This is a genomic window from Streptomyces sp. 5-10 (genome assembly GCF_014712245.1).
Lineage (GTDB): Bacteria > Actinomycetota > Actinomycetes > Streptomycetales > Streptomycetaceae > Streptomyces > Streptomyces violaceusniger.
The window spans coordinates 14424-35925 of the sequence record NZ_JACVYG010000023.1 but is presented as its reverse complement, the minus strand read 5'-3'; the positions used below and the strand labels follow the sequence as shown (position 1 = coordinate 35925).

21 protein-coding genes and 3 pseudogenes are annotated in these 21502 nt (G+C 68.8%); 9 read left to right on the top strand and 15 right to left on the bottom strand.

The genetic code is table 11. The annotated features are described in order from the left end of the window. Window positions 1-47: 47 nt before the first annotated feature. Window positions 48-2171: a tetratricopeptide repeat protein gene (locus IEJ02_RS24290; RefSeq protein WP_191066805.1), complete on the top strand. Its 2124-nt coding sequence runs from the start codon at window positions 48-50 to the stop codon at window positions 2169-2171. Here IEJ02_RS24290 and IEJ02_RS24285 read toward each other — a convergent pair. From IEJ02_RS24285 to xynA, 3 genes are all read right to left on the bottom strand, one after another. Beyond that, entirely contained in the window at window positions 2146-2580 is a 435-nt protein-coding gene (locus tag IEJ02_RS24285; protein ID WP_191066804.1) for a hypothetical protein, read from the bottom strand. The two genes, IEJ02_RS24290 and IEJ02_RS24285, sit on opposite strands and share 26 nt — an antisense overlap. A 74-nt stretch (window positions 2581-2654) precedes the next feature. Next, window positions 2655-3881, bottom strand: coding sequence for a hypothetical protein (locus IEJ02_RS24280; protein WP_191066803.1), 1227 nt, complete (start codon window positions 3879-3881; stop codon window positions 2655-2657). A 253-nt stretch (window positions 3882-4134) separates the two neighbouring features. After that, complete coding sequence (xynA, locus tag IEJ02_RS24275) at window positions 4135-4830, bottom strand: endo-1,4-beta-xylanase XynA (protein ID WP_191066802.1); 696 nt, start codon at window positions 4828-4830, stop codon at window positions 4135-4137. 279 nt (window positions 4831-5109) lie between these two features. Between xynA and IEJ02_RS24270 the strand changes: the two genes are divergently transcribed. Beyond that, window positions 5110-5421: a DUF4232 domain-containing protein gene (locus tag IEJ02_RS24270; protein ID WP_191066801.1), complete on the top strand. Its 312-nt coding sequence runs from the start codon at window positions 5110-5112 to the stop codon at window positions 5419-5421. Continuing rightward, the gene (locus tag IEJ02_RS24265) at window positions 5330-6055 is read left to right on the top strand and encodes a DUF899 domain-containing protein (protein WP_191066800.1); all 726 of its coding nucleotides are present in this window, start codon (window positions 5330-5332) and stop codon (window positions 6053-6055) included. The genes IEJ02_RS24270 and IEJ02_RS24265 overlap by 92 nt, the downstream gene beginning before the upstream one ends. Window positions 6056-6058: 3 nt before the next feature. Here the strand turns inward: IEJ02_RS24265 and IEJ02_RS24260 are convergent. The 8 genes and pseudogenes from IEJ02_RS24260 to IEJ02_RS24225 all read right to left on the bottom strand — a co-directional run. Further along, window positions 6059-6325, bottom strand: a pseudogene (locus IEJ02_RS24260) (sensor histidine kinase); the annotation flags it as partial. A gap of 113 nt (window positions 6326-6438) precedes the next feature. After that, the gene (locus IEJ02_RS24255; RefSeq protein WP_191066799.1) at window positions 6439-7185 is read right to left on the bottom strand and encodes an FG-GAP repeat domain-containing protein; all 747 of its coding nucleotides are present in this window, start codon (window positions 7183-7185) and stop codon (window positions 6439-6441) included. A gap of 69 nt (window positions 7186-7254) precedes the next feature. After that, entirely contained in the window at window positions 7255-7965 is a 711-nt protein-coding gene (locus IEJ02_RS24250; RefSeq protein WP_191066798.1) for a DUF4232 domain-containing protein, read from the bottom strand. A 180-nt stretch (window positions 7966-8145) separates the two neighbouring features. Further along, window positions 8146-9135 (bottom strand): cyclase family protein, encoded by a 990-nt coding sequence (locus tag IEJ02_RS24245; RefSeq protein WP_223864333.1) that lies wholly within the window; start codon window positions 9133-9135, stop codon window positions 8146-8148. Window positions 9136-9225: 90 nt separating this feature from the next. Next, complete coding sequence (locus tag IEJ02_RS24240) at window positions 9226-9975, bottom strand: IclR family transcriptional regulator (RefSeq protein ID WP_191066797.1); 750 nt, start codon at window positions 9973-9975, stop codon at window positions 9226-9228. 106 nt (window positions 9976-10081) lie between these two features. Further along, window positions 10082-10444 (bottom strand): hypothetical protein, encoded by a 363-nt coding sequence (locus IEJ02_RS24235; RefSeq protein WP_191066796.1) that lies wholly within the window; start codon window positions 10442-10444, stop codon window positions 10082-10084. 26 nt (window positions 10445-10470) lie between these two features. Then, window positions 10471-11808 carry a TRAP transporter large permease subunit gene (locus IEJ02_RS24230; protein WP_191066795.1) on the bottom strand — a complete coding sequence of 446 codons (1338 nt, stop codon included), beginning with the start codon at window positions 11806-11808 and terminating at the stop codon, window positions 10471-10473. Then, the gene (locus tag IEJ02_RS24225) at window positions 11805-13322 is read right to left on the bottom strand and encodes an RraA family protein (protein WP_191066794.1); all 1518 of its coding nucleotides are present in this window, start codon (window positions 13320-13322) and stop codon (window positions 11805-11807) included. The genes IEJ02_RS24230 and IEJ02_RS24225 overlap by 4 nt, the downstream gene beginning before the upstream one ends. 127 nt (window positions 13323-13449) lie before the next feature. Here IEJ02_RS24225 and IEJ02_RS24220 point away from each other — a divergent pair. From IEJ02_RS24220 to IEJ02_RS49955, 3 genes and pseudogenes are all read left to right on the top strand, one after another. Continuing rightward, a pseudogene (locus IEJ02_RS24220) lies at window positions 13450-13653 on the top strand (PIN domain-containing protein); the annotation flags it as partial. 462 nt (window positions 13654-14115) lie between these two features. Next, the gene (locus tag IEJ02_RS24215) at window positions 14116-15900 is read left to right on the top strand and encodes an alpha/beta hydrolase (RefSeq protein ID WP_191066793.1); all 1785 of its coding nucleotides are present in this window, start codon (window positions 14116-14118) and stop codon (window positions 15898-15900) included. Between the two features lie 73 nt (window positions 15901-15973). Beyond that, window positions 15974-16447, top strand: coding sequence for a hypothetical protein (locus IEJ02_RS49955; RefSeq protein ID WP_263407975.1), 474 nt, complete (start codon window positions 15974-15976; stop codon window positions 16445-16447). 172 nt (window positions 16448-16619) lie between these two features. Here the strand turns inward: IEJ02_RS49955 and IEJ02_RS50815 are convergent. Both IEJ02_RS50815 and IEJ02_RS24205 read right to left on the bottom strand, forming a co-directional pair. Continuing rightward, window positions 16620-16862 (bottom strand): annotated as a pseudogene (locus tag IEJ02_RS50815) (FadR/GntR family transcriptional regulator); the annotation flags it as partial. Between the two features lie 264 nt (window positions 16863-17126). Further along, window positions 17127-17966, bottom strand: a complete 840-nt coding sequence (locus tag IEJ02_RS24205) for a LysR family transcriptional regulator (RefSeq protein WP_191066791.1) — start codon at window positions 17964-17966, stop codon at window positions 17127-17129. A 93-nt stretch (window positions 17967-18059) separates the two neighbouring features. Between IEJ02_RS24205 and IEJ02_RS24200 the strand changes: the two genes are divergently transcribed. The 3 genes from IEJ02_RS24200 (at window position 18060) to IEJ02_RS24190 (ending at window position 20266) form a co-directional block, all read left to right on the top strand. Beyond that, a complete protein-coding gene (locus IEJ02_RS24200) occupies window positions 18060-18797 on the top strand; it encodes an SDR family oxidoreductase (RefSeq protein WP_191066790.1) in 738 nt (245 codons plus the stop codon). A 768-nt stretch (window positions 18798-19565) separates the two neighbouring features. Next, a complete protein-coding gene (locus IEJ02_RS24195) occupies window positions 19566-19826 on the top strand; it encodes a ribbon-helix-helix domain-containing protein (RefSeq protein ID WP_086884284.1) in 261 nt (86 codons plus the stop codon). Next, entirely contained in the window at window positions 19823-20266 is a 444-nt protein-coding gene (locus tag IEJ02_RS24190; protein ID WP_138914678.1) for a PIN domain-containing protein, read from the top strand. The genes IEJ02_RS24195 and IEJ02_RS24190 overlap by 4 nt, the downstream gene beginning before the upstream one ends. A 369-nt stretch (window positions 20267-20635) precedes the next feature. Here IEJ02_RS24190 and IEJ02_RS24185 read toward each other — a convergent pair whose 3' ends face one another. Together IEJ02_RS24185 and IEJ02_RS24180 are read right to left on the bottom strand one after the other, a co-directional pair. Continuing rightward, entirely contained in the window at window positions 20636-20899 is a 264-nt protein-coding gene (locus IEJ02_RS24185; RefSeq protein ID WP_191066789.1) for a hypothetical protein, read from the bottom strand. Further along, on the bottom strand, window positions 20896-21249 hold the full coding sequence (locus IEJ02_RS24180; RefSeq protein ID WP_086884270.1) for a hypothetical protein: 354 nt from the start codon (window positions 21247-21249) through the stop codon (window positions 20896-20898). The genes IEJ02_RS24185 and IEJ02_RS24180 overlap by 4 nt, the downstream gene beginning before the upstream one ends. Window positions 21250-21502: the final 253 nt, after the last annotated feature.

The following is a 21502-nucleotide window of genomic DNA, read 5'->3' as shown; positions in this document are numbered from 1 at the left end:
GGACTGATCCACACAAACGGCGACCGACTGACCGGGGGGGCAGACGGATGGGCCAGGTACCCGGGGATGCTCATGAGAACCTGATCGGTGGCCGGGCCCGGATTCACGGTCCCGCGGTACAGGCGCGCGATGTGCACGGCGGCATCCATGTGCACACCGGCGCGGCCCCCGCGGTGCCGCCACCTCGGCAGCTCCTTCCGGTCCCCGCCCACTTCACCGGCCGTGGCGACGACCTGGCGGTGCTGGACGGACTGTTGCCCGGCCGTGGGCGGGGCACCACATCCCGCTCGCTCGTCGTGGTCAGCGGCCCGGCCGGCATCGGCAAGACGACATTGGTGTGCAGCTGGCTCCACTCACTCGCGCCCGAATTCCCCGACGGACAGCTTTACGCCGACCTGCGGGGGCACTCGACCGAGGGCCCCGCGAGCCCTGGCGAGATCCTGGGCCAGTTCCTGCGGGCGCTCGGTGCCGGCTCGGTGCCCGCTGATATGGCCGAAAAGGCGTCGCTGTGGCGGTCTTGGACCGCTGATGCCCGGATCGCGGTACTACTGGACAACGCGTTCACGGCCGCGCAGGTCCGCCCGCTGCTGCACGCGGGACCCGGTGGCCTCACCGTGGTCACCAGCCGCCGCAGGCTGACCGGCCTCCGTATGGACGGAGCGGCGACGCACCAGCTGGAGCCGCTGGAACCGGACGCCGGGGCCGAGTTGCTCAGCCGCGCCATCGGTGACGACCGCGTCGCAAACGAGCCGCACGCCGCGCGCCAGGTCGTCGCGCTGTGTGCCGGATTGCCCCTCGCCGTCTGCCTGGCCTCCGCGCGCCTGGCGTCGAGGCCACGACAGTCCGTGAAGACACTGGCCGATGCCCTGACCCGGGACGCGGAACGTCTGGCCGTGCTGCAAGTGGAGGGTGAGACCACGGTGAGCAACGCGCTGGACGCTTCCTACGCCGTACTGACCGAGGGCGCCGCCCTCCTGTACCGCAGGCTCGGCCCACTTCCCTTGCGCACCTTCGACGCGAGAAGCGCGGCAGCGGCCTGTGCCAAGTCGCTGACCTGGGCGGAAGCCCGGCTGGATGAGCTCGTCGAAGCCAACCTGATGGAGGACATCGGCCCGGGCGTCTGCCGCTTCCACGACCTCGTGCGGGTCCACGCCCACGGCCGGGCGACCGCCGAGGAGAGCGCTACGACGCGCGCGGAGGCGCTGCGGCGGGTCTGCGACTGGTACCTGGAGACGGCCACCGAGGCGGAGAAGCTGATCACACCCGCGCAGTTCACCCTCGGCAGGGACCTGGCCCACCCCGCCGGGCTACCCGCCCCCTTCACCGACGACGCGGGCGCGGTCGCCTGGCTGGATACCCACCGTATGAACCTCATGGCGGTGATACGCGCCGCGGCGGCATCCGAGTGGCATGCGATGACCTGGCAACTCGTGGACGCCATGTGGCCGGTTTTCCTCCGGCTGCGCTACTACGACCTGTGGATCGAGGCCCACGAGATCGGCCTGGAGGCGGCCCGAAGAGACGGCGACGCCGAGGCCGAGCGCCAGATGCTCAACTCCGGCGCCATCGGCCTGAGCGCCGCCGGCCGCGTGGACGACGCGGCCGAGTGGTACGAGGAGTCCCGCCGGGCGGCACGCGAGGCGGGCGACGTACGGGATGAGGGGCAGGCGTTGCTGGGCCTCGGCGGCTGCCACCGCGAGGCCGGGCGAATGACGCGTGCCGTGGAGTATCTGCACCAGGCCATCGCCTTATGGGAGGCATGCGGCTATTCACGCGGCGTGGCCCTGGCCAGGATCGTCCTCGGTGAGATCGCACTCGTCCAGGACGACACCGGCCGGGCCGTCGAGTACTTCACACAGGCGCGCGCCGGCCTGCTGGCCGTCAACGACCCCCATGACGCGGCACGTGCCTTGGTCTTCCTGGGGCGCGCCCGTGCGCGCGCCGGCGAGCACCTTGAGGGTGTGGCGGCGATGGAAGAGGCGCTCGCGGTGTTCACCTCGTCCGGCGCCGCCCACTGGCAGGCGCGTGCCCTCGAAATGCTCGGAGACAGCGCCCGGGACCGCGGCGAAGAGGCGGCGGCACGCGACTACCGCGCCCGGGCGCTTGCGCTGTTCGAGGCCACCAGCCCCGCCGACGCGCGTCGGCTCAGGGAATCGCCGGGCGGTACGTGATCCGCGGGCGTACCTCCAGCATTCCGCTCAGCGGGAGCCCCGCCACCAGCCAGGCGTGCAGACAGGACACGAAGAGCCATTGCTCCGGTGGCACCCGGCACGGCAGGGCCACCACGCCCGGGTCCGTACCGCCGCGCGCCACCCAGCCGCCACCGGTCAGCGGTACGGCGGCCAGGCGGCACCCCGGTCCGGCGGGCCCGATCTCCGCAAGCCACCGCGCCGCCTCGGCGGGCGGCCGCGGGCGGCTTCCGCGCAGGACGTCGGCGCAGTCCAGCCCGCGTGCGTCGGCGCAGACATCGGCGTCCACCGTCAGGTGCTCGTCGAGGACAGCCGCCCGGTGGGTGCCCGCGAGACCGGTACGGGCCAGCAGGACGCCTCCGCCTGCCGCCGGGCCTGTCCAGAGACACACGGACGGAGTCGGTACCGGATCCGGTGGCGCCTGCTCCCACCACTCCACGGTGACGAAGCAACCGGCCGGGCCCCTCATGCCGATGCCTCTCCACGATCGGACGACCATGTTCGCAGCGTCGGCGGCTCCGGCAGCGGCATGGCCCGCGGCTCGTGGGCGGGCTGGCCCAATCCCATCAGCCGATACATCAGCCGCCGCATGTTGCGGTGGAAACGGCCGGGCTCGGAGGTGATGCGTGCGGCGATCGCGGCGTACTCCTCCGGGCGGTATTCGGCGGCGGCGTAGTCGAGTTGCTCAGGGAGCGGATGAGCCGGGGACAGCGCCGGTGCGGTGACGGCGAGCGTGGCGGCCGGAGAGCTCGGGTTGATTTCCGGCTCCGGCGACCCGGTGAGAAGGATCGGCACTCCGGTGAGCGTTCCGTAGAGAGTGACCGAGCCGTGGTCGCCCATGATGTAGTCGGCGGCGATCAGGACGCTGCGCCAGTCGGCCTCCGGCGGCACCACGCTGACCCCGAGCCGGCGGCACCACGCCAACCACGTCTTGACCTGCCAGGGGCCATGGCCCGACCAGACGTTGGGGTGGACGAGGACGGCCATACGGTACCGCTCGGGTGGAAGCTCCCCGACCATGCGGGGCAGCAACATCTCGAAACGGCCGAAGAAGGAGTGGGGACCCCAGGTGGAGACGGCGAGCACCAGCCGTTCCCCGTCCGCGAGACCCAGCGCACGGCGGTACGCGGTGCGCCGCGACAGGCTCGCGGTGATCCGGTCGTGCGCGGGGTCGCCAACCACATGGGCCAGCTGAAGCGCCTCCGGGCAATGGCGGCCCAGCTCTTCAAGGTCAGCCTGGTGCGGTACGACCACGGCCGCCGGAGGCTTGCCGCCGGGCATGAGGTCCCGCCTGCGCAGCCCGGCCACGCCCGCATCCGGTGCCCCGGGCAGGCGTTTGAGGTAGTTGGCACCGTGCCCCATCGTGATCAGGGGCGCTCGCACCTGCTCCACTCCGCGCGGACCTGCCGCCACGGCGAGGTCGAACGTCATGTGGGTGGCCTCTGACCAGGGGAGCACGGGGCTTCCCAGCTGTTGCAGGAAGTGCGGCACTTCGTCCCCGAAGGCGTGGGGTGGCGTAGTGAACACCACTTGGAGCCGGAAGTCGGCCTCCAGGAGCGACAGGACATCGAGAAGCCGCTTGGCGTAGGTGACGGTGTGGACGACGGCCAGCACCTTCTTGCGTCCCACCAGCGTGAGCCACTGGCGGGGCTCGTCCGACGAATACTCTGCGATCGTGCTCAACGCCGACATGGCGTCCCCCCGTTGATCTCTTGTGCGGGTTTCGGACACGGACGTTCGTGGACCTCGCGTCGGTCCTCTCCCCGGCCGGCCGGACAGAAGGCTTGCCGACCCCTTGCCGAAACCTTGCGGGGCCCGAACCGTGACGGGCACGGGGAGCGTGGAGCGGTCCGTGTGGTCCGGACAGGGAAGAAGCCCCAGGCCGCCTGCCTGGGGCTTCCGGAGGAGCGGGTCAAGCGAATTGGCCCGTGTTCGGTCGGGACGTTCACCCACTCACGGTGAGATTCGAATTCCCGCTGCTCTGATATCCCTCGGTCGCGAGGATCATGTAGTACTTGAAGGTGCCCAGACCCATTCCGGAACGGGCCCATGCGTCGAAGTGATTGCCCGTGGTGATGGTTCCGCCCGTTTTCTTCGACTGCCGGACGCTCCAGTACTGGTTGAAGGTCCGGATGCCCTCGACCGAGGGGGCGTTGTAGCGCGTCGTCTGGTAGATGTCGTACGTGCCGCCATCGCTGGTGACGCTGCCCTTGTACGTCCCCGTGGGGCGGTATGTACCCCAGTTGTCGACGACGTAGTATTCCACGAGCGGGTTCGAGGTCCACCCGTAGAGACACAAATATCCATTGCCGGACGGGTTGAAGCTGCCCGAGTACTGCACGCTCCTGCGTCCGCCGTTGGTCCAGCCCTTACCGCAGACGAAATTCCCGCAGTTGGTCCACGAGGTGCGGTAGCTGCCGCCCGACGACAGCGTCATGGAGACCGACCCACCGCCGTCGGTCCAGAACGAATAGTAGAAGCCGTTGTTGGTGCCGGTTTGGTTCGTGGTGATGGTCGTGTCGGCGTTCGCGGTTCCGATACTGGGCAGCGTCAGCCCGGACGTGACCAGCGTCAGGGCGCCGGCCCGGCCGAGTAAGCTCCTGCGGCTGATCGGTCGGGCGGGGGTGTCGTCCCGGTGCATGCTTCCTCCTCCTGGGGCGTGGTGGGCCTGTTGGTGCGGACAGTGTTGGACCGGCAACGTGGGGTGTCAACAGTTTCCGCAAGGATTACGGAAGCTCCGCTGTGGTGAGCGATCGCTTGGGGATATGTAAGTCCTGGTCACCGCCTCTCCTTATTGATCCAATCCGTCGTTGATCGATGAGGAGGTGGAGGTGGAGATCCTTTTCCGAGTGCCGGTCGGCGAAAATTTTCGGAGTGCTTCCGCAAGACCTCGCGGCTGGGCTTCAGCAGCTCGCACGGCATGGGTGAGGGCACCCTGATCGTCAACCTCAAGAACAACGGGTCCGCCGCCTGCGCCCTCCAGGGCTTCCCCGGCGTGGACCTCAAGAGCAAGCCTGATCGATCGAACGTTCAACTTCCGGCGCACCGGCGTGCGCCCTCGCCCGCGACGGCGGACCCTGGATGGCAGGGGCGGTGGAGCGTGGACCGGACCGGAACCGGACTGGAAGGTGAACGTCACCATGGAAACACCCCCGATCGTTTCGGCGCAGGAGTGGGAGGCCGCGCGCCAGCGGCTGCTCGCGGAAGAGAAGCAGCTGACCCGCGCCCGTGACGCACTGGCCGCCAAGCGTCGGCGGATGCCGTGGCTGGCGGTGGAGAAGGCGTACGCGTTCGACGGACCCGAGGGCAGGGTGAGCCTGCTCGACCTGTTCGCGGGGCGTCGCCAGCTGATCGTCTACCGCGCCTTCTTCGAGCCCATCGTCTACGGCTGGCCCGAGCACGCCTGCCGCGGCTGCTCCATGGTCGCCGACCACGTCGGCCACCTCGCCCACCTCAACGCCCGCGACACCACCCTCGTCTTCGCCTCGCGCGCCCCGCAGCCGGAGATCGAGCGGGTGAAGGCGCGGATGGGCTGGACGATGCCCTGGTACACGATCACCGACGACTTCGACGCCGACTTCGACGTGGACGAGTGGCACGGCACGAACGCGTTCATCCGCGACGGCGACCGAGTGTTCCGCACCTACTTCATCAACGCCCGCGGCGACGAGGCGCTGGGCAGCACCTGGAGCTACCTCGACATGACCGCGCTCGGGCGGCAGGAGACGTGGGAGGACTCGCCCGAGGGCTACCCGCAGACCCCGCCGTACGAATGGTGGAACTGGCACGACGCGTACGGCGACCCCGAGCCGGCCCCGGAATGGCTGGCCCAAACCCGCCGGGGCCCCCGAGGCCAGCCCGCCTGACCCCTACGTCGCCCGGAGATCCGGCTCCACGCCGACGACGCGCCGCCCAGGGGCGTCGGCACGCCGCGTCCAGTCGCCCACCGAACTCGTCACCGTGAGCCTCCCGCCCAGCTCCGCCAGTCGCTTGCGCATGCCGTCGAGTCCGAAGCCCGTCGACTCCCCGGCCAGGAACCCGGTTCCGTCGTCGGTGATCTCCAGCTCCACTCCGTGCGGACGCCGCGCCAGCACCACGCCGACCATGGACGCGTGCGCGTGTTTGCGCACGTTGGCCGGGACCGTCGTCACCAGGCCGACGGCCCTGGCCCGCACCGTAGTGACGACCCGGCCCTCGGCGGACGCCGCCGGTGCCCAGAGGACCGGCGGCGCCCCGTCGTGGTTAAGGATCAGGAGCAGGGCTCGTAGAACTGCTTCCACCCGTCGCCGGGCATGGCCGGCGGCTCGGCCCTGGACCCGAACTCGCCGTACTTCTCCTTCAGCGCGTAGTCGAAGTCCCCCGGGCCGCTGCCCGCGTACGACAGACGCACGTCCCGATCCAGCTGCCCGTCACCGGAGTTGTTGAGGATCGCGAGGTCCGGGTACGGGTCGTCGCCGTAGTTGGCGATCCGGAGCTGCTGGACCTCGCCGTGGTCGCCGATGTCGGAGTGCCGGGAGTCGGCGGAGCCCAGGTCGGACCGCTTGAGCGGGCCGGGGCGGTACTCCGCGAGGCGCGCCGTCGAGGGGTCGTCCCCGCCGGACGGCTCGACGATGTTGACGACCATGTCCAGGGTGCCGTCGTTCCGGAAGTCGGCGACCGCGGCGGACGCGACCTCTCCCTTCTTCGCGCCGAGGAGTTCGCTGACGGCCTTCTTCGCGCCGAACGAGCCGTTCGCCGTCCCCCACTGGATCGTCATCTTGGTGCCGGTGTGCCCAGGATTCACGATCTTGTCCGGGTGGCCGTCACCGTCGAGGTCTCCGATCAGCGTCGTGGCGTCGGCCAGACACGGGCCCGCCGCCTCGGCGACCTTGCCGGACCGTTCCGCGCCACCCGAGGGCGACGACCCGGCCGCACTGGCCTGGTAACCGGCGGCCGTCAGGGTCAGGGCGACGGCCGCGATCGGCGCGGCGATCAGACGTGACCGTTTGCGAAGCATCTACGAACTCCTCAGGTTGTTGCTGCCTTGCTGCCAGAAGACCGCGGCGCAGAGCCCACCCCTTATCGGCTACTGGTCCGTTCCGCCGAAGGGGACGGCATCCGCCGCGGAGGTGTGCCAGTTGGTGACGATGGGCTCGTCGACGGTGATGGTGCCGACCGGCAGGGAGACCGGGTTGGGGTCCTCAGCACCGATCCCGACGATGATGCTGTCCAGCTCCTTGCCACCGTTTTCTTTGGTGGTCTTCGGGTTCACCCCGGCATAGGCGGTCGTTCCCTTGCCCAGCGTGATCGCCGGGCCAACGGCCTGCTCCGCGGGGCCCGCCTCGGTGCCGTCCGACCCGAAGGCCACGGTGGGAAGCGCGGCGGGCAGAACGCAGGTGATCCCCGGCTTGGCCTTCGCGATGACCAGGATGTATCCGCCGGCCTGCGTCTCGGCCCTGGTGCTCCAGGAAATGTCGTTGGCCCCGCACACCTGCCCGACCTTGGCCCGCTCACCGTTCCCGGTGTCGACGCCGGAACCATCCTGGGTCCCCTTGCCCTTCGCCCCGGAGGACTCGCGCGACGAGCCGGAGGCGTTGTCCTTGCCGGCCTCCGCCTCGGTCGTGGCATCAGCCTTGTCCTCAGCCTTGGCCTCCGTCTTGGCATCGGCGGAGGCGGACGAGTCGCCGGACCGACTGCTCGTGTCGTCCGAGTTCTGGCAAGCGGTGGCGAACATCGCGGCCGTCACCAACAGACCTGCACCGGCGAACATCCGGACCCGGGAGCGGTTGATAAGCATGGAATGACCCTCTTCGTCATCAGCGGAGTACTGCGCCCGGCGACGTTTCGCTCGGTGTGCCACCCACCCTGCCGGTGACCGCTACCGTTCCATTGGCGCTCCACTAACGAATCGCTGACGCACCATCAACCAGCCGCCCCGAACGGCCGTTTGGGGGTGTGAGTGCCGGTGTCGCGTACGTCAGCGCAGAGCGGTGGCGTTGGCGGGAGAGCCGACGCCGCCGGTGAGGTTGAGAGGCTTGACGGTCAGGAGGCTGGTCCAGCGGCCGGTGGCCCGGCAGTCAGCCGTCAGAGCGGTCAGGTTCCACAGCTCACCCAGCGGCAGGCCGAGCTTGGCGATCAGTTCCTGGTGCATCATGCCGTCGTCCTCGGGCGCGCTGGCGTGGAAGTCGCTCTCGGGCACCACGGGGAGGACTTCGACGGCGAAGGTGTCCGTGGCCAGCAGCGCGATGCGGTGGTCCCAGCACCAGGCGGCGAAGTCCTGGGACTGGACGAACCCGGTGGCGCGTCGCTCGGCGCGGACCGCGGCCCGTGCGCCGGGTTCGGCGGTGAGGTACCAGTGGGCCCAGCCGGTGTGGACGAGAACCAGATCACCGGGTTCGACCCGGCAGCGCTGTGCCTCGAGCGCCGCGTCGAGCAGTTCGGGGCCGAGGGCGGGGCCCGTCGTGTGGTCGAGCGGTGTGCCGCGGTCGCGGAGGAGGCCGTCGATGTCGATGAGGAGCGCGCGCCCGGCCAGCGGGGTCTCGGCCCACAACTGCACGCCCAGGCGTGGGCTTCGCGGCGCGATCTCATCGTCGGGCACGGCGTTGTAGAAGCCGTGCCCGGAGGCGCGGCGGTGGCGCAGGCCGTCGATCTGGCTGCTGGCCTGGAGGTGGAAGCCCTCCAGGACGTCGTCGCGGGCCTGCTCGTGTTTGGCGGTGATGCGGTGGTGGGGGATGGAGCGGGCCCGGGACATGGGCGGGTCGAAGGCGTCGAGGGCGTGGTCGAGGTTGAAGGCGCGTCCGTCGTGGACCTCTTGCGCCGCCCGCCGGATCTGTTGGGGGCCCGCGAAGTTGGCCATGCCGCGTTCGGGCTGGTCGGTGAAGAGGTACCAGCTGGAGCCGGGCGGGGCATCGGTGCGCTGCAGCAGTTCGTCGTAGGTGAGGTGCGGGGGCGGAACGGGGTGGGACAAGGGGAAGGTCGCTTTCTGTCCGGGGCTTCAAGGGCCTCGAGGGCTTCGGGGGCTTCAAGGGCTTCGGGGGCTTCAAGGGCAGCGGGGGCTTCAAGGGCAGCGGGCGGCGATGGCGTCGGCCGCCCGGCGTACTTCGGTGATGACGCGTGGGTGGTCGGCGGCGGGCAGGTCGCTGCTGGGGCCGGCGACGCTGAGCGCGCCGAGGAACTGTTCGTCGCGGTGGATGGCGGCGCTGATGGCGGTGACGTCAAGGACCCGTTCGCTGAGGGAGACGGCGTGGCCGTCCTTCTTGGTGCGCTGGAGCTCTTCACGCAGGTCCGCGGCGCTGACACGTTCGCCGGAGATCCGGGTGAAGGGGGCGACGCTGTCGACGTAGGTGTCGAGTTCCTCCTCGGGCAGCCAGGCGGCCAGGGATTTCCCGGCGCCCAGGTGCAGGGGGAGCTTTTCGCCGATGGGCAGTTGGTAACGGAGCGGATTGAGGCCCTCGACGCGGGCGATCAGCACGCGGGAGAGGCCGACGCGTACGTACAGGCTGGACGTCATGCAGGTGGTCGCGGCCAGTTCCTGCAGCACGGGCAGGGCGACCTGGCTGAGCCGGTTGTTGACCAGGAAGGCGTGGGCGGTGGCCACGGACGCCGGTCCCGCGACGTAACCGGGTTCTTCCTTGACGGCGTAGCCGCGGTCGACGAGGACGTTCAGGATGCGCTGGGCGGTGGCCACGTGCAGTTCGGAGCGGCGCGCGATCTCGCTCAGGCGCAGGGGGTGGCGGGCGTCGTCCAGCACGGACAGAACGTCGAAGGCTCGGTCGACCGAGCGCATCGGAGAGGCGGGGGCGGCCATGGGTCGGCTCCTGGGTGGTCTGCTCGGCTGCGGAATTTCCTGATAAGTGTTATCAGCATGCGAGCAGCGGCGTGGTGCGCACAAGATCCACCCGGAGCGGTACGTCCTACTCCGGCCGTGGTGCGGTTTCGGCGGTTTGGGGCTCGGGTGTGGTCGTAGCCGTTGCCGTGGTCGCGCCCGTGGTCGTGGCCGTAGCCGTGCCCGTTGCCGTGGTCGTGGCCGTCCCCGTAGCCGAAGTCGTGGCCGGTTCCGGGTCGCCGGGACGGGCGTACGACAGGACGTAGGCGAGCAGGCCGGTGATGCCGGCGGTGATGAAGGTCGGGGGCCCGGCGGTGGTCGCGACACCGTTGACCCAGGCGGCGTCGCCGAGCGCCAGTCCCAGCGTCTGGCCCGCGACGATGAAGAGGCCGCCGAGCAGAAAGCCGAGGACGCCGAGGCGGAAGAGGATTTTGATCAGGTGAGTGGGCATGGCACGACCTCGTGTGGAAGGGCGGATCAGACGGGCAGCACGCCGGTGGCCACCGCGGCGCCGATCAGGAGGATCGGCAGGCAGTAGTAGCCGACGAGGGGGACGAACGTGCGGGCCGGGTTGACTCCGGCGATGCCGCTGGCCACGTAGATCGGGGCGCCGGACGGCGGCGAGGCGCCCTCGGTGGAGGCGAAGATCAGCACGGCGACGCAGGCGGTGGCGGCCGGCACTCCGGCCTCGGCCAGGGACGAGACGGCGACCGGGCCGATGGCGGCCATGGTGGCACTGGCGGTGAGCGGGATGGCGACGGCGACGACGATCACCCCCACGATCAAGGTCATGGCCCACTTCGGCGCGTGCAACTGCCCGAGCACATCGGTCAGCTCTTGGGGCAGGCCGAGCTCACCGAGGACGTTCGAGGCGGAGAACGCGGCCACGATCGTGACGCCGATGACCCCGAATTGCGGCGCGGCCCCCTCCAGCAGTTGCCACCACCCGCGGCCGGCGCGGGGCAGCTGGCGGCGGCCCAGGAACAGCACGATCGCGATGAGCAGGACCGGTATCCAGGTGATCAGGCTGATCGCGTCCGACATCACGACACCGACGTAACGGCCCAGCTCGCCGCCGGTCGGCCCGCGGGTCAGCAACAGGGGAACGATCATCCCGGCGAACAGGAACAGGCTGGTCCACCCCGCGCCCAGGCTGGCCCTGAGCGGCAACAGATCGGCGCGGTCCATGGGCTGGATCTTGTGGCGGCGGACCATCCAGAACGCCGCCAGCAGGCGGTAGCCCAGACACCACAGCCCGCCCAGGAACAGCGGCAGCACGATCTCGTCCTTGGAGACCAGCGCCGCCACCCCGGCCGAGCCCATCAGGATGAACATGGTGGAGCTGAACGGGAAGGTGACGCCCATGCCCGCGCCACCGGCGGCGACGGTGGCGGCGAGTTCACCGCTGACCTTGGAGCGCTTCATCCACGGGATGGTCACCGAGCCGACGGCGGCGGTGACGGCCGCTCCGACGTGGGCGATGGCGCCGAAGACGCCCGCGGCGACGGTCGAGGTGTAGACCGGCCCGCCCCGCAGCCGACCGAGCAGGGAGTTGAGGATGTTCAGCAACTGGTCCAGGACCGGCGTACGGCTCAGCAGGTAGCTCATGAACACGAAGGCCAGGGCGGCGAAAGTGACCTCCTCCTGCATCGCTTCGGCGAATCCGTCCCACATGACGTGAGCGATGTCGCCGCCTGCGAACAGGCCGGTCACCACGAATCCGACGAGGAGGGCTTCGCCGATGTTCCTCTTCAGCACGGCGTTCCAGACGATGATGGCCGTCATGTAGGAGACCAGGGCCCATATCGCGATCATGCTGCTTCTCCTGCGGGTTCTTCTGCGGGTCCGCCCGCGGGTGCTCCGGCCGGTCCGCCCGCGGCCTGTCCGGCGTGTCCGGTCTCCCGGGCCTGTCCTGCACGTCCGGCCTGTCCGGCCCGCTCGGCGTGTTCGTGCCTGTTGTCGCCTCGCCCGGCCCGGATGCTGCTGCGGCGGCGCGCCTCGTCGGCCTCGATCTCACGCGCCGCGACCAGGGTCGACTCTGCCTCTTCGGCGGGAAGGACGGCGACTCCGTCGCCGTCCGCGACGACCAGGTCACCGGGCCCGCACACCGCGCCTCCCACGGCGACGGCGACGTTCACCCTGCCGGGCCCGTCCTTGTAGGGGCCGGCGGGGGTGACCGCGCGCGCCCAGACCGGGAAGCCGATCTCTTCAAGGACCTCCACGTCGCGGGCCGCGCCGTCGAGCACCATACCGACCACCCCGCGAGCCTTGGCGCGCTCGGCGATCAGCTCGCCGATCAGGGCGCGGGAGGTGTCCCCCTGACCGTCGACCACGATCAGGTCACCGGGCCCGGCGATCCGCAGCGCTTCATGGATGGCCCGGTTGTCCCCGGCCCGCGTCAACACCGTCAGCGCGCGGCCCACCGCGCGGGCGCCGGTCCACAGCGGGTTGATGCCGGAGTCGACCAGACCCAGCCGGTCGCGCGCATCGCCGATGTTGGCAGTCGGCAGCCCCGCGTAGGCCGCCAGCAGTTCGTCGGTCACCAGCGGTGCGGCGCTCAGCCCCTCCGGGCGGGCGGCGAGGGTGTGCAGCCTGCTGATGTCGCGGGCCAGGGCCGCGTCCAGGCCGAGATCCGCCATCAGATCGGCCGCGGCGGCCACCTCACCGGCCCGCCGCAGCCCGTGCTTAAACGTTCCTGCGTACAGACGTTCCAATGTGGCCTCGCCGTCGGCCAGCTCCTGTGCGATCTGCCGGCGCACCCAGGGCTCGTCCCCGGCGGCACGGCCCGCTTCCACCGTCTGCACGATGACCGCGCCCAGCCCCTTCATGAACAGGCTGCGCAACAGCTTGCGCGCCGACGCCGCGCCCGGCTCCCCGCCCAGGTCCTCCACGGGCGCACCCAGCGCTCGGAAGTGCTCCGCCACCACCGAGGCCCCGCGGCCGCTGACCACCAGAGCCGTGCGGTGGCGGTACGTGGGCACCGGGCCGATCACGGACACATCCGCGAAGACCGCCCGCCCACCCTTGCCGACGATGCCGTCGATCTTGCGCTTGAGCTCCGGCGCACCGGCGTTCATGTCGGCGAAGACGCCACCGTCCCGCAGATGCGGCGCCGCCTCCGCCGCCACCGCCACGGCGGCCTTGGCCCCCGTCAGCCCCAGCACAAGATCAGCCTCCGCGACCGCCTCCGCCACGCTGCCCGCCCGGACGACGCCGGCCGGCGTCGGCACGTCGCCGGGGTCATACGCCACCACGGACCAGCCGTTTTCCGCGAACCCCACGGCGTACAACGCCCCGGCCTCGCCCAGCCCAAGGATCCCCACACGCATCGATGGCCTCATGTTTCTCGTAGAGTGATAGGTTTTCTCATGCAAGGTGGGAGGATGTTGCCTAGGTGTGAACGCGGAGTCAAGGGTTGAGTGCGAAACCGGTTTCGGGTGGCCGGAAGGGTCGGGCGAAGGGCACCTCGGCATCGCCCAGACCGTCCGCTCCCGCTACCTGGCGCTCGACCTCGATCTCACCGACATGGTGAACGTCGCCCTGGCGGCCGACTACGACACGGACGCGATCCTCACCCTGGACCGCCGGAACTTCCGCGCCGTACGCCCCCTCGGCCATCACAAGGCGTTCCGCGTCCTGCCCGACGATCTACCCCTCTGAAGCCCCCACCCGCACTCCGGAAGACCTCGAGGCCAGTCCGCCTCCTCCCACGCGGAGTTGACGACACGGGCCGGGCCGTGACCCCGCTGGACCCCGGTCTTCCCAGCATTGTGGCCATCAGCGACAACTGGACCATATTTTGTAGCCTGTGGCGTCAGCACAGTGCGGATACGAATGTGCACGGGGGGAAGCCATGGTTGGCATCACGGGTAACCAACTCGGCGGTGTGATCGGGAAGCCGAGGCGCGCGGGTGAATCCGACGGAGTGAAGCCGGGCCAGAGGGCGCGGAGCACCGGGGGCGGAATGGTCGCCCTGCTGAGCAACGCGGAGAAGGAAACAACCACCGGGGCCGGCGGCCAGGACAGGGGCCGGTGACCTGAACAGTGGACTACGCGACGCTGAAGGACCTCAAGCCCAGCGAGTTCGAGGGCGCGGCCGACGGCTACCAAACGACCAGCGACATGGCCGGCCGGGCCAGGCAGGCGCTGGAGCGCCGGATCGCCGCCCGGATGCGAGAGTCCCTGGAGGGTGAGGCCGCCACGGCGGCGTACGACCAGTTACGGAACCTCGCGGAGAACTTCCACTACGTGGAGGTCGAATGCGGCCTGGTCAGCACCGCTCTGAACGCGCTGGCTTTCGATCTGCGAGCGGCGAAGAAGAAGCTGGACGCGGCGATCGAGGGCGCCCAGGCGGAGAAACTGACGGTGAACGCGGACGGCTCGGTGAGCTATCCGCCTGGTGGCGACGAGGTCGACGGCAAGACCCCCAAGGGTGGCAAGGTCACCGGCAGTGCCAGGGCACACGAGTCCGGTGCCCCCATAGACCCGGGCAAAGACGCCAACGACATCGCCGACGCCCTGGACCGGCAAGCCGGGAACCAGCACCCGAACCCGTACTTCAGCCGGGCGATCGAATACGCCGACCGGATCGCCCAGGCTGTCCAGGAGGCGACCGAGGCCGACGAGCGGTGGGCGCCGAAGCTGCGTAAGTTGAAGGCCGACGACGATCTGAACGTCTCTGACAAGGACTGGATCGACGCGGACAAGGACACCGCCGGGGTCAGGTCGGGCGCCAAGGACTACCTCGATCACATCAAGCACCCACCGGAGGACGGCAGCCCCAAGGAAAACGCCGAATGGTGGAAAGGCCTGTCCCAGGACGAGAGGGACGCCTATATCGCCCTCCACCCGAAGGCTGTGGGCGGCATGAACGGGTTGCCCGCCGTCGCCCGGGACGAGGCCAACCGCACCCACCTGGACGTGATGCGTGCCAAGTACCAGGAGGAGCTGAAGGCCATCCCCGAGGAACCGCTGGTCAAATACAAGACGATTCCTGGCAGCGGAGGTTATCCGGTCCAGGTCTTCACCGACGAATACGCGAAGTGGTACTACAAGTACAACGACCGCAGGGACCATCTGAACGCCGCACTGGACGGCATGAAGGCGATCCAGGAGCGTTTCGACGAGACCGGCGGAAAGAAGCACATACCCGAGGCGTATCTACTCGGTTTCGACCCGGAGAAGAACGACGGTCGCGTCATCATGGCCACCGGAAACCCGGACACCGCCGACCACACGGCGGTGTATGTGCCGGGCACCAAGACGCACATTGGCAGTATCGGCGGCGATCTCGACCGCGGGGAAAGGCTCTGGGCGGAGAGCAATAAACTGAATCCCAACTCCAAGGTGTCCACGATCACCTGGTTGGGGTATGACGCCCCGGACGCCATTCCGGACGCACGGCACGACAAATACGCGGCCGCTGCGGCACCCCATCTCCGCCAGTTCCTCGACGGCAACCGGGCGGCGCATGAGGAAGCGAGCGGCAACCATGGCCATACGACCCTCATCGGTCACAGTTACGGCAGCACGGTGATCGGTGATGCCACCAAGTCCCATACCTCCTACGACCCTCATGGCGGTGCCTTGCCCGTTGACGACATCTTCGCGGCGGGCAGCCCCGGCATGCAGGTGGGGCACGCGTCCGACCTCGGCATCGGGAGCGACCACGTCTGGGCCATGGGGGCCGGCGATCCTTGGGGAGACGACTGGTGGGTCCGGGAAGGAGGGCGGAAGGCTGGGCTCGGTGGTGACGGGAGAATTCCCACCGACCCCGAGTTCGGTGCCCATATAGTGAAATCAGGTGTAGAGGGTCACGGTGACTACTGGGACGATGAAACCACTGCGCTGCGGAACCAGGCTGCTGTGATCACCGGCAGCTATGACAGGGTTCAATATTATGATTAAATTGACTTCTGGGAAAGTTTGGTCGGCGCTCTTTGTGATTCCGATCCTCACGTTTATTGCGGGGTGTTCCCAGGTGGACGACAAAAAGGCTGCGGACAAAGTGGATGTCCGTGATGTCGGCAGCATGGAAAAGAAGACGCAGAAAATGTCCAGCACCATTCTGGACATCATTGGCCTGAAGAAGGCGAAGGTCACCGAGCCCGGTCCGGGGACGCTGCCGTGCTCGAAATACCCTGATGACGCGGGAGTGCAGCGCATGCACCATCCCTGGAGCGTCTATGACGTACCTTTCGATGATCTGTCCCGTGGTTTTGAGCGGCTTCGCACGGAGCTTCCCCAACACGACTGGAAGATCGTCAAGGACGGGCCCGACGGAAGTCCCGCTAAGACACCGCAGATCGTCGCGAACTTCACTCGGGACCACTTCTCCGCGGACATCCGACTGCTCGATCAGCGCAAGCATCCCGACAAAACGTCATTGATCGAGGTGACGGTCGTCTCCGACTGCTTCCGCGACACGTCGCACGAGCCCACAGAGCCCAACTGAGGGCGGGCAGACCGCGCCGCCGCACATGAGTCAACCCCACGTGAGCCAACCGCACATGAGTCAACCGCACGTGAGCCGACCGTCCTTGAGCCGACCGTTCTCGCGTCAGTGGTGCCGGTGGCTTTCGCGGTCTTCGAGGGCGCTGATGGCGGTGGCGGTCGGACTTGTCCCACAGGTCGTCCAGGAGGCGGATGAGGATGTCGTTGTGTGACGCCCGGTACAGCGCCTGGTGGAAAGTGCGGTGCGCCGTGAGCGCTTCCTCGCCCCACTGACGGGTGACGGGGAGCAGGTTGTCGACCGCGGCCCGCAGGGCGGCGATGTCGTCATCTGTGCGTCGCGTCGCGGCGAGTTCGGCGGCGGTGGGGTCCAGGGAGAGGCGTACTTCGAAGAGCTGGCGGGCCTCGTCCGAGTTCATGGCGGACACGCGGACGTCGCGATGGGTGTCGACATCGAGGAGACCCTCGCCGCTGAGGCGGCGGATGGCCTCGCGAGGTTCGGACCTGCCATCGCCGCCTGCGCTTCCTTCCCGGGCCGGTGAGCGCGGTCCCCCGGTGACCCCTTGACAGTGCCTGTTCAGGCGCCTCTGGTGGGTGTCTCGGGTGCGTACCGGGCCGTCGCCTCGGCGCGGGCGTTGTGCCGGCGGGAAGACGTGGTGCAACGTCAAAGACGTGGTGCAACGTCAAAGACGTGTTGCGACGCGGATCAGGTCAGCGACTGTACGAAGGCGGCTGTGCGGCGGCCAGGCGATCGCCGTTGTCACGGGCGGAGCGTCCAGGACCGGTACGGCGGCGAGGTCCCGGCGCAGGTCGGCGCTGGCTGACTCGGGAAGGACCACGGTGGTACGGCCGAGCGCGATCAGCTGGAAGAGCTGTGTCAGGTTCCGTACCTCTGGCCCCGGCCCCTCTGGGTAGCTGCCGCTGGGACCGGGCCAGCGCGCCATCGGGAGCTCTGGCAGCGTGGTGACGTCGGCCATCCGGATCTGAGAGCGGCTGGCGAGCGGGTGTGAGCCCGGCAGGATGGCGACCTGTCCCTCGCTGTACAGGGTTTCGGTGTCGAGCCCGGCTGCTGAGTCGAAGGGCAGGTGCAGCAGAGCTACGTCGGCTTGCCCGTCCTGCAGCAGCTGCTGGTGCTGGTGTGCCTCGCAGAGCAGTAGCTCGACGGTGGCTGCGCCGGGTTCCGCGGCGTAGGCGTCGAGCAGTTTCGTCAGCAGTTCGCCGGCGGTGCCGGACTTCACGGCAAGGACAAGGCTGGGGTGCCCTGCCGCGGCCCGGCGGGTACGCCGCTCAGCCGCGGTCACTGCGCTGAGGATCGCGCGTGATTCGGCCAGCAGCACGCCTCCGGCCGCGGTGAGCGTGACCTTGCGGCTGGTGCGTTCCAGCAGTGCGGTTCCGAGCCGCCGTTCGAGCTGGGTAATCGCGCGGGACAGGGGCGGCTGGGCCATCCCGAGACGCTGGGCGGCCTTGCCGAAGTGCAGCTCCTCGGCGACGGCGACGAAGTACCGCAGCTCGCGTAGTTCCATGAGCCCAGGCTAATGACGGCAGACGGCAGATCGATACCGACCGGGTATCGCCGCACTACCGAGAGGGTGTTGGTGCCCGGCCGCGGCACGAGCATGCTCGCTGTCATGAGCGAGAAGATGATCGCGCTGGTCACCGGCGCGAACAAGGGGATCGGGTACGAGATCGCGGCCGGGCTGGGTGCGCGGGGCTGGAGTGTCGGTGTCGGCGCCCGGGACGAGCAACGCCGCCAGGACGCCGTGGCGACGTTGCGCGCGGCTGGCGCTGACGCGTTCGGCGTACCCCTGGACGTGACCGACGGCGAGAGCGTGACCGCCGCGGTCCAACTGATCGAGGAGCGGGCAGGACGGCTCGACGTACTGGTCAACAATGCCGGCGTGGCCGGCGGCTGGCCGGAGGAACCCACGACCATCGACGTCGAGACCGTGCGGCGGCTGGTGGAGACCAACGTCATCGGCGTCATCAGGGTCACCAACGCGATGCTGCCGCTGCTTCGCCGCTCGGAGCACCCGCGGATCGTCAACCAGTCCAGCCACGTCGGTTCCCTGACACTGCAGACCACGCCCGGCGTCGACCTCGGAGGGATCAGCGGGGGCTACGCGCCGACGAAGACCTACCTCAACGCCGTCACCATCCAGTACGCCAAGGAGCTGAGCGGCACCAACATCCTGATCAACAACGCCTGCCCCGGTTATGTGGCCACCGACCTCAACGGATTCAGCGGGACCCAGACCCCCGAGCAGGGCGCGGCGATCGCCATCAGGCTGGCGACCCTGCCGGACGACGGCCCTACCGGCCAACTCTTCGACGACAACGGGGTCGTGCCCTGGTGACCTGACCCTCGGATACGTCCTCGTCGATCAGGCCGCCGCCGGTCGGACCCACGTGCACTCTGCGAAGATCGCTGTCGCTGGGCTGGACGACGTCCCATGGCTTTACGCAGCCCCGGCTGGGTATTCGGTCCCATGCCGGATGGGTGCCTCAGGTGCGAAGCCGTCTTCGGCTCGGCGCGGGAGTGGTGCCGGCGTATGTAGGCGGCGATGGCGGCGTTCTGCTCGTCGTGCGTGCGGTGGTCCGTGCCGTTGAGCGCGAAGTAGCGCAGCGCGGCGAACTCGGATTCGATCCAGTTCGGCCAGGAGCCGTAGGTAGGTAGGAAGACCAGCTCGACGTGCGGCCCAGGGACGGACCTCGGCGCGCTGGTGCGGGGAGAAGTTGTCCAGTACGACGTACAGCTTCTCCTTGGGCCAGCGGGCTCGCGGTGCCGTCAGCAGGCCGAGGAACTCGTGCCACCGCTTGCGCTCGCGGATGCGGTAGTAAATCTTGCCGGTGGCCGGATCGAGGGCGGCGAGCATGTGACGGGAATCGAACCCGCGCTCTGAGCTTGGGAAACACGGGGCGTGTGGGCGCGGAACCGCCTCTCACCTGCTGGAACGGGTGCAGTGCCGAGTCCCGTCCGGGCTGGCCCCACACCGTGATTGACCCTGGTTCGCGGGTCCAGCGGGCACGCATCGGGCACGGCCGAGACGGGGCGACCACCGTGTTACGCCGAGGGGATCGAACGCTGACATACACCAACTTGGTACATGTGTTACTCTAGGTACATGTCCATGAAGCGCACCAATGTCTATGCCGACCCGGAAGACCTCGCCATCATCAAGGAGGCCGCCAAGCGTCGCGGTATCAGTGAGGCCGAGATCATCCGGCAGGGCATCCATCTTGCCGCCATGGCCAATCGCGTGTGGGACGAGCCGTTGTTCTCCCGCACTTTCCCCGGCCCTGGGCGCACTCTTACCAAGGGCGAGGTGCGTGATGTCGTTGCTGACGCTGCCCAGCGCGAAACCGGTTCAGGAACTGCTGCGTGATCGTCGTCATCGCTGACACCTCCGGCCTGTTGGCAGCGCTCGATTCCACGCACCCGGAGCATGCCGCGGCGCAGGAGGCCATCATGGCTGCCGGGCTGCTCGTCATGTCTCCATTGCTGCTTGCTGAGCTCGACCACGTAGCCACCCGCGAACTGGGCCGCGAGGCCGCGGTGAGCGCGATCGACGACATCCGGGGCTGGATGCGCCGCGGCCGGGTATCCGTACCGGAGATTACTGAGGGCCACCTCGGCATCGCCCAGACCGTACGATCCCGCTACCTGGCGCTCGACCTGGATCTCACCGACGTGGTGAACGTCGCCCTGGCGGCCGACTACGACACCGACGCGATCCTCACCCTGGATCGCCGAGACTTCCGCGCTGTACGCCCCCTCGGTCATCACAAGGCCTTCCGCGTCCTGCCTGACGATCTACCCCTCTGAAGCCCCACACGCGCTGCGGAGGGCCTCGAAGGGCAGTCCGCCCTCTCCCGTGCGGAGTTGTCGACCCGTGCAGGGTCGGAGTGTCCACTCGGTTGGAGAGACGAGGCCTTCTGGCACGGATCTGGTGTATGACGCATAGTGCGGTCTAGACAACAAACAAGGCCCAGGTCGCTGACCTGGGCCTTAAGCGTGGAGCGGGTGACGGGAATCGAACCCGCGCTCTGAGCTTGGGAATCGCGTGGTGATCACGGCTGAGTACGCTGCTGACCAGCACAAACGAGGGCTGACGGCAAGCCGCCGACCTTTCGCAGTTCCCGGCATTGACCGCTGTTGACTGTCGTATCCGGTGCGCTTCTGGTGCGGAGGACGCTAGCCGAGCCATGTGACGCGGGTGATCACCACAAGTTCGAGCCGTTCCAGGGCCATGAACATGAAGAAGCCCCGCCCTCCGAAAATGTCCTGTGTCCGCAGACCTCCGCCGTGTGGGTTTCCGCGTCCGACGTCGACGGCGTCGCTGCCCAGGACCGTCAGCTGCTCAGCCAAGCGCTCTACCTCGGCCACGACTTCGTGCGGCAGGCCCCCTACGACATGCTCGGCATCGGGGTCGTAGTCCCAGGTCCAGTTATCGCTCACGCGGAGATCTCGCGCTGCGCCACGTCTGTGATCTGTCGCATCTCGGCGAGTGCGGAGTGCAAGGCCTCGCGGTCTGTTGCTTCTTCCGCTACGGCCTCCAGTTCACGCAGGCGGGCCGCTCGCGCGGGGTAGCGCTCGATGGCAACGAATTCTCCCCACCACAGCAGGAAGGTGCGCAGCGGAGCGATGGTGCTCTGAGTGGCGGCTTGTTCGACCGCACGGTCGAGGTGCTCGGCGAAGGAAGGCAACTGGGCGGGGGCGATCTGGGCGACCGCTGCGCGGAGCGCTGCCGGAGTGAGCGCCGGCATGGGGATCAGGGGCCCGTCGGGGGCAGAGGGCTGCTCGGTCATCGGAACGTCTCCTGGGCGGCGGTCTGAGTGATCATCGTGAGCATGGCCGTTGTTGCGGACGCTGGGCCGAGCCTACGCCCGCACTTCGTCCGCCACACAACACCCGACGCGGCTCGATCGCTTTGGCCCAAGTGTGATCGCGCTGTGCTGGAGCTTGGTGCGTCGCAGGGAGTCGCCGGAGACGCCAGCGGTCCAGGGCAACAAAGAAGCCCCGGGCCGTTGGCCTGGGGCTTTGTGGTGGAGCGGGTGACGG

Bases quoted from the DNA above. Each gene is read 5' to 3' on its own strand.
- IEJ02_RS24290 (WP_191066805.1), top strand. From the start codon at position 48: ATGGGCCAGGTACCCGGGGATGCTCATGAGAACCTGATCGGTGGCCGG.
- IEJ02_RS24280 (WP_191066803.1), bottom strand. From the start codon at position 3,881: ATGTCGGCGTTGAGCACGATCGCAGAGTATTCGTCGGACGAGCCCCGC.
- xynA (WP_191066802.1), bottom strand. From the start codon at position 4,830: ATGCACCGGGACGACACCCCCGCCCGACCGATCAGCCGCAGGAGCTTA.
- IEJ02_RS24270 (WP_191066801.1), top strand. From the start codon at position 5,110: ATGGGTGAGGGCACCCTGATCGTCAACCTCAAGAACAACGGGTCCGCC.
- IEJ02_RS24265 (WP_191066800.1), top strand. From the start codon at position 5,330: ATGGAAACACCCCCGATCGTTTCGGCGCAGGAGTGGGAGGCCGCGCGC.
- IEJ02_RS24255 (WP_191066799.1), bottom strand. From the start codon at position 7,185: ATGCTTCGCAAACGGTCACGTCTGATCGCCGCGCCGATCGCGGCCGTC.
- IEJ02_RS24250 (WP_191066798.1), bottom strand. From the start codon at position 7,965: ATGCTTATCAACCGCTCCCGGGTCCGGATGTTCGCCGGTGCAGGTCTG.
- IEJ02_RS24240 (WP_191066797.1), bottom strand. From the start codon at position 9,975: ATGGCCGCCCCCGCCTCTCCGATGCGCTCGGTCGACCGAGCCTTCGAC.
- IEJ02_RS24235 (WP_191066796.1), bottom strand. From the start codon at position 10,444: ATGCCCACTCACCTGATCAAAATCCTCTTCCGCCTCGGCGTCCTCGGC.
- IEJ02_RS24230 (WP_191066795.1), bottom strand. From the start codon at position 11,808: ATGATCGCGATATGGGCCCTGGTCTCCTACATGACGGCCATCATCGTC.
- IEJ02_RS24225 (WP_191066794.1), bottom strand. From the start codon at position 13,322: ATGCGTGTGGGGATCCTTGGGCTGGGCGAGGCCGGGGCGTTGTACGCC.
- IEJ02_RS24215 (WP_191066793.1), top strand. From the start codon at position 14,116: ATGGCCGGCCGGGCCAGGCAGGCGCTGGAGCGCCGGATCGCCGCCCGG.
- IEJ02_RS24205 (WP_191066791.1), bottom strand. From the start codon at position 17,966: ATGGAACTACGCGAGCTGCGGTACTTCGTCGCCGTCGCCGAGGAGCTG.
- IEJ02_RS24200 (WP_191066790.1), top strand. From the start codon at position 18,060: ATGCTCGCTGTCATGAGCGAGAAGATGATCGCGCTGGTCACCGGCGCG.
- IEJ02_RS24195 (WP_086884284.1), top strand. From the start codon at position 19,566: ATGTCCATGAAGCGCACCAATGTCTATGCCGACCCGGAAGACCTCGCC.
- IEJ02_RS24180 (WP_086884270.1), bottom strand. From the start codon at position 21,249: ATGACCGAGCAGCCCTCTGCCCCCGACGGGCCCCTGATCCCCATGCCG.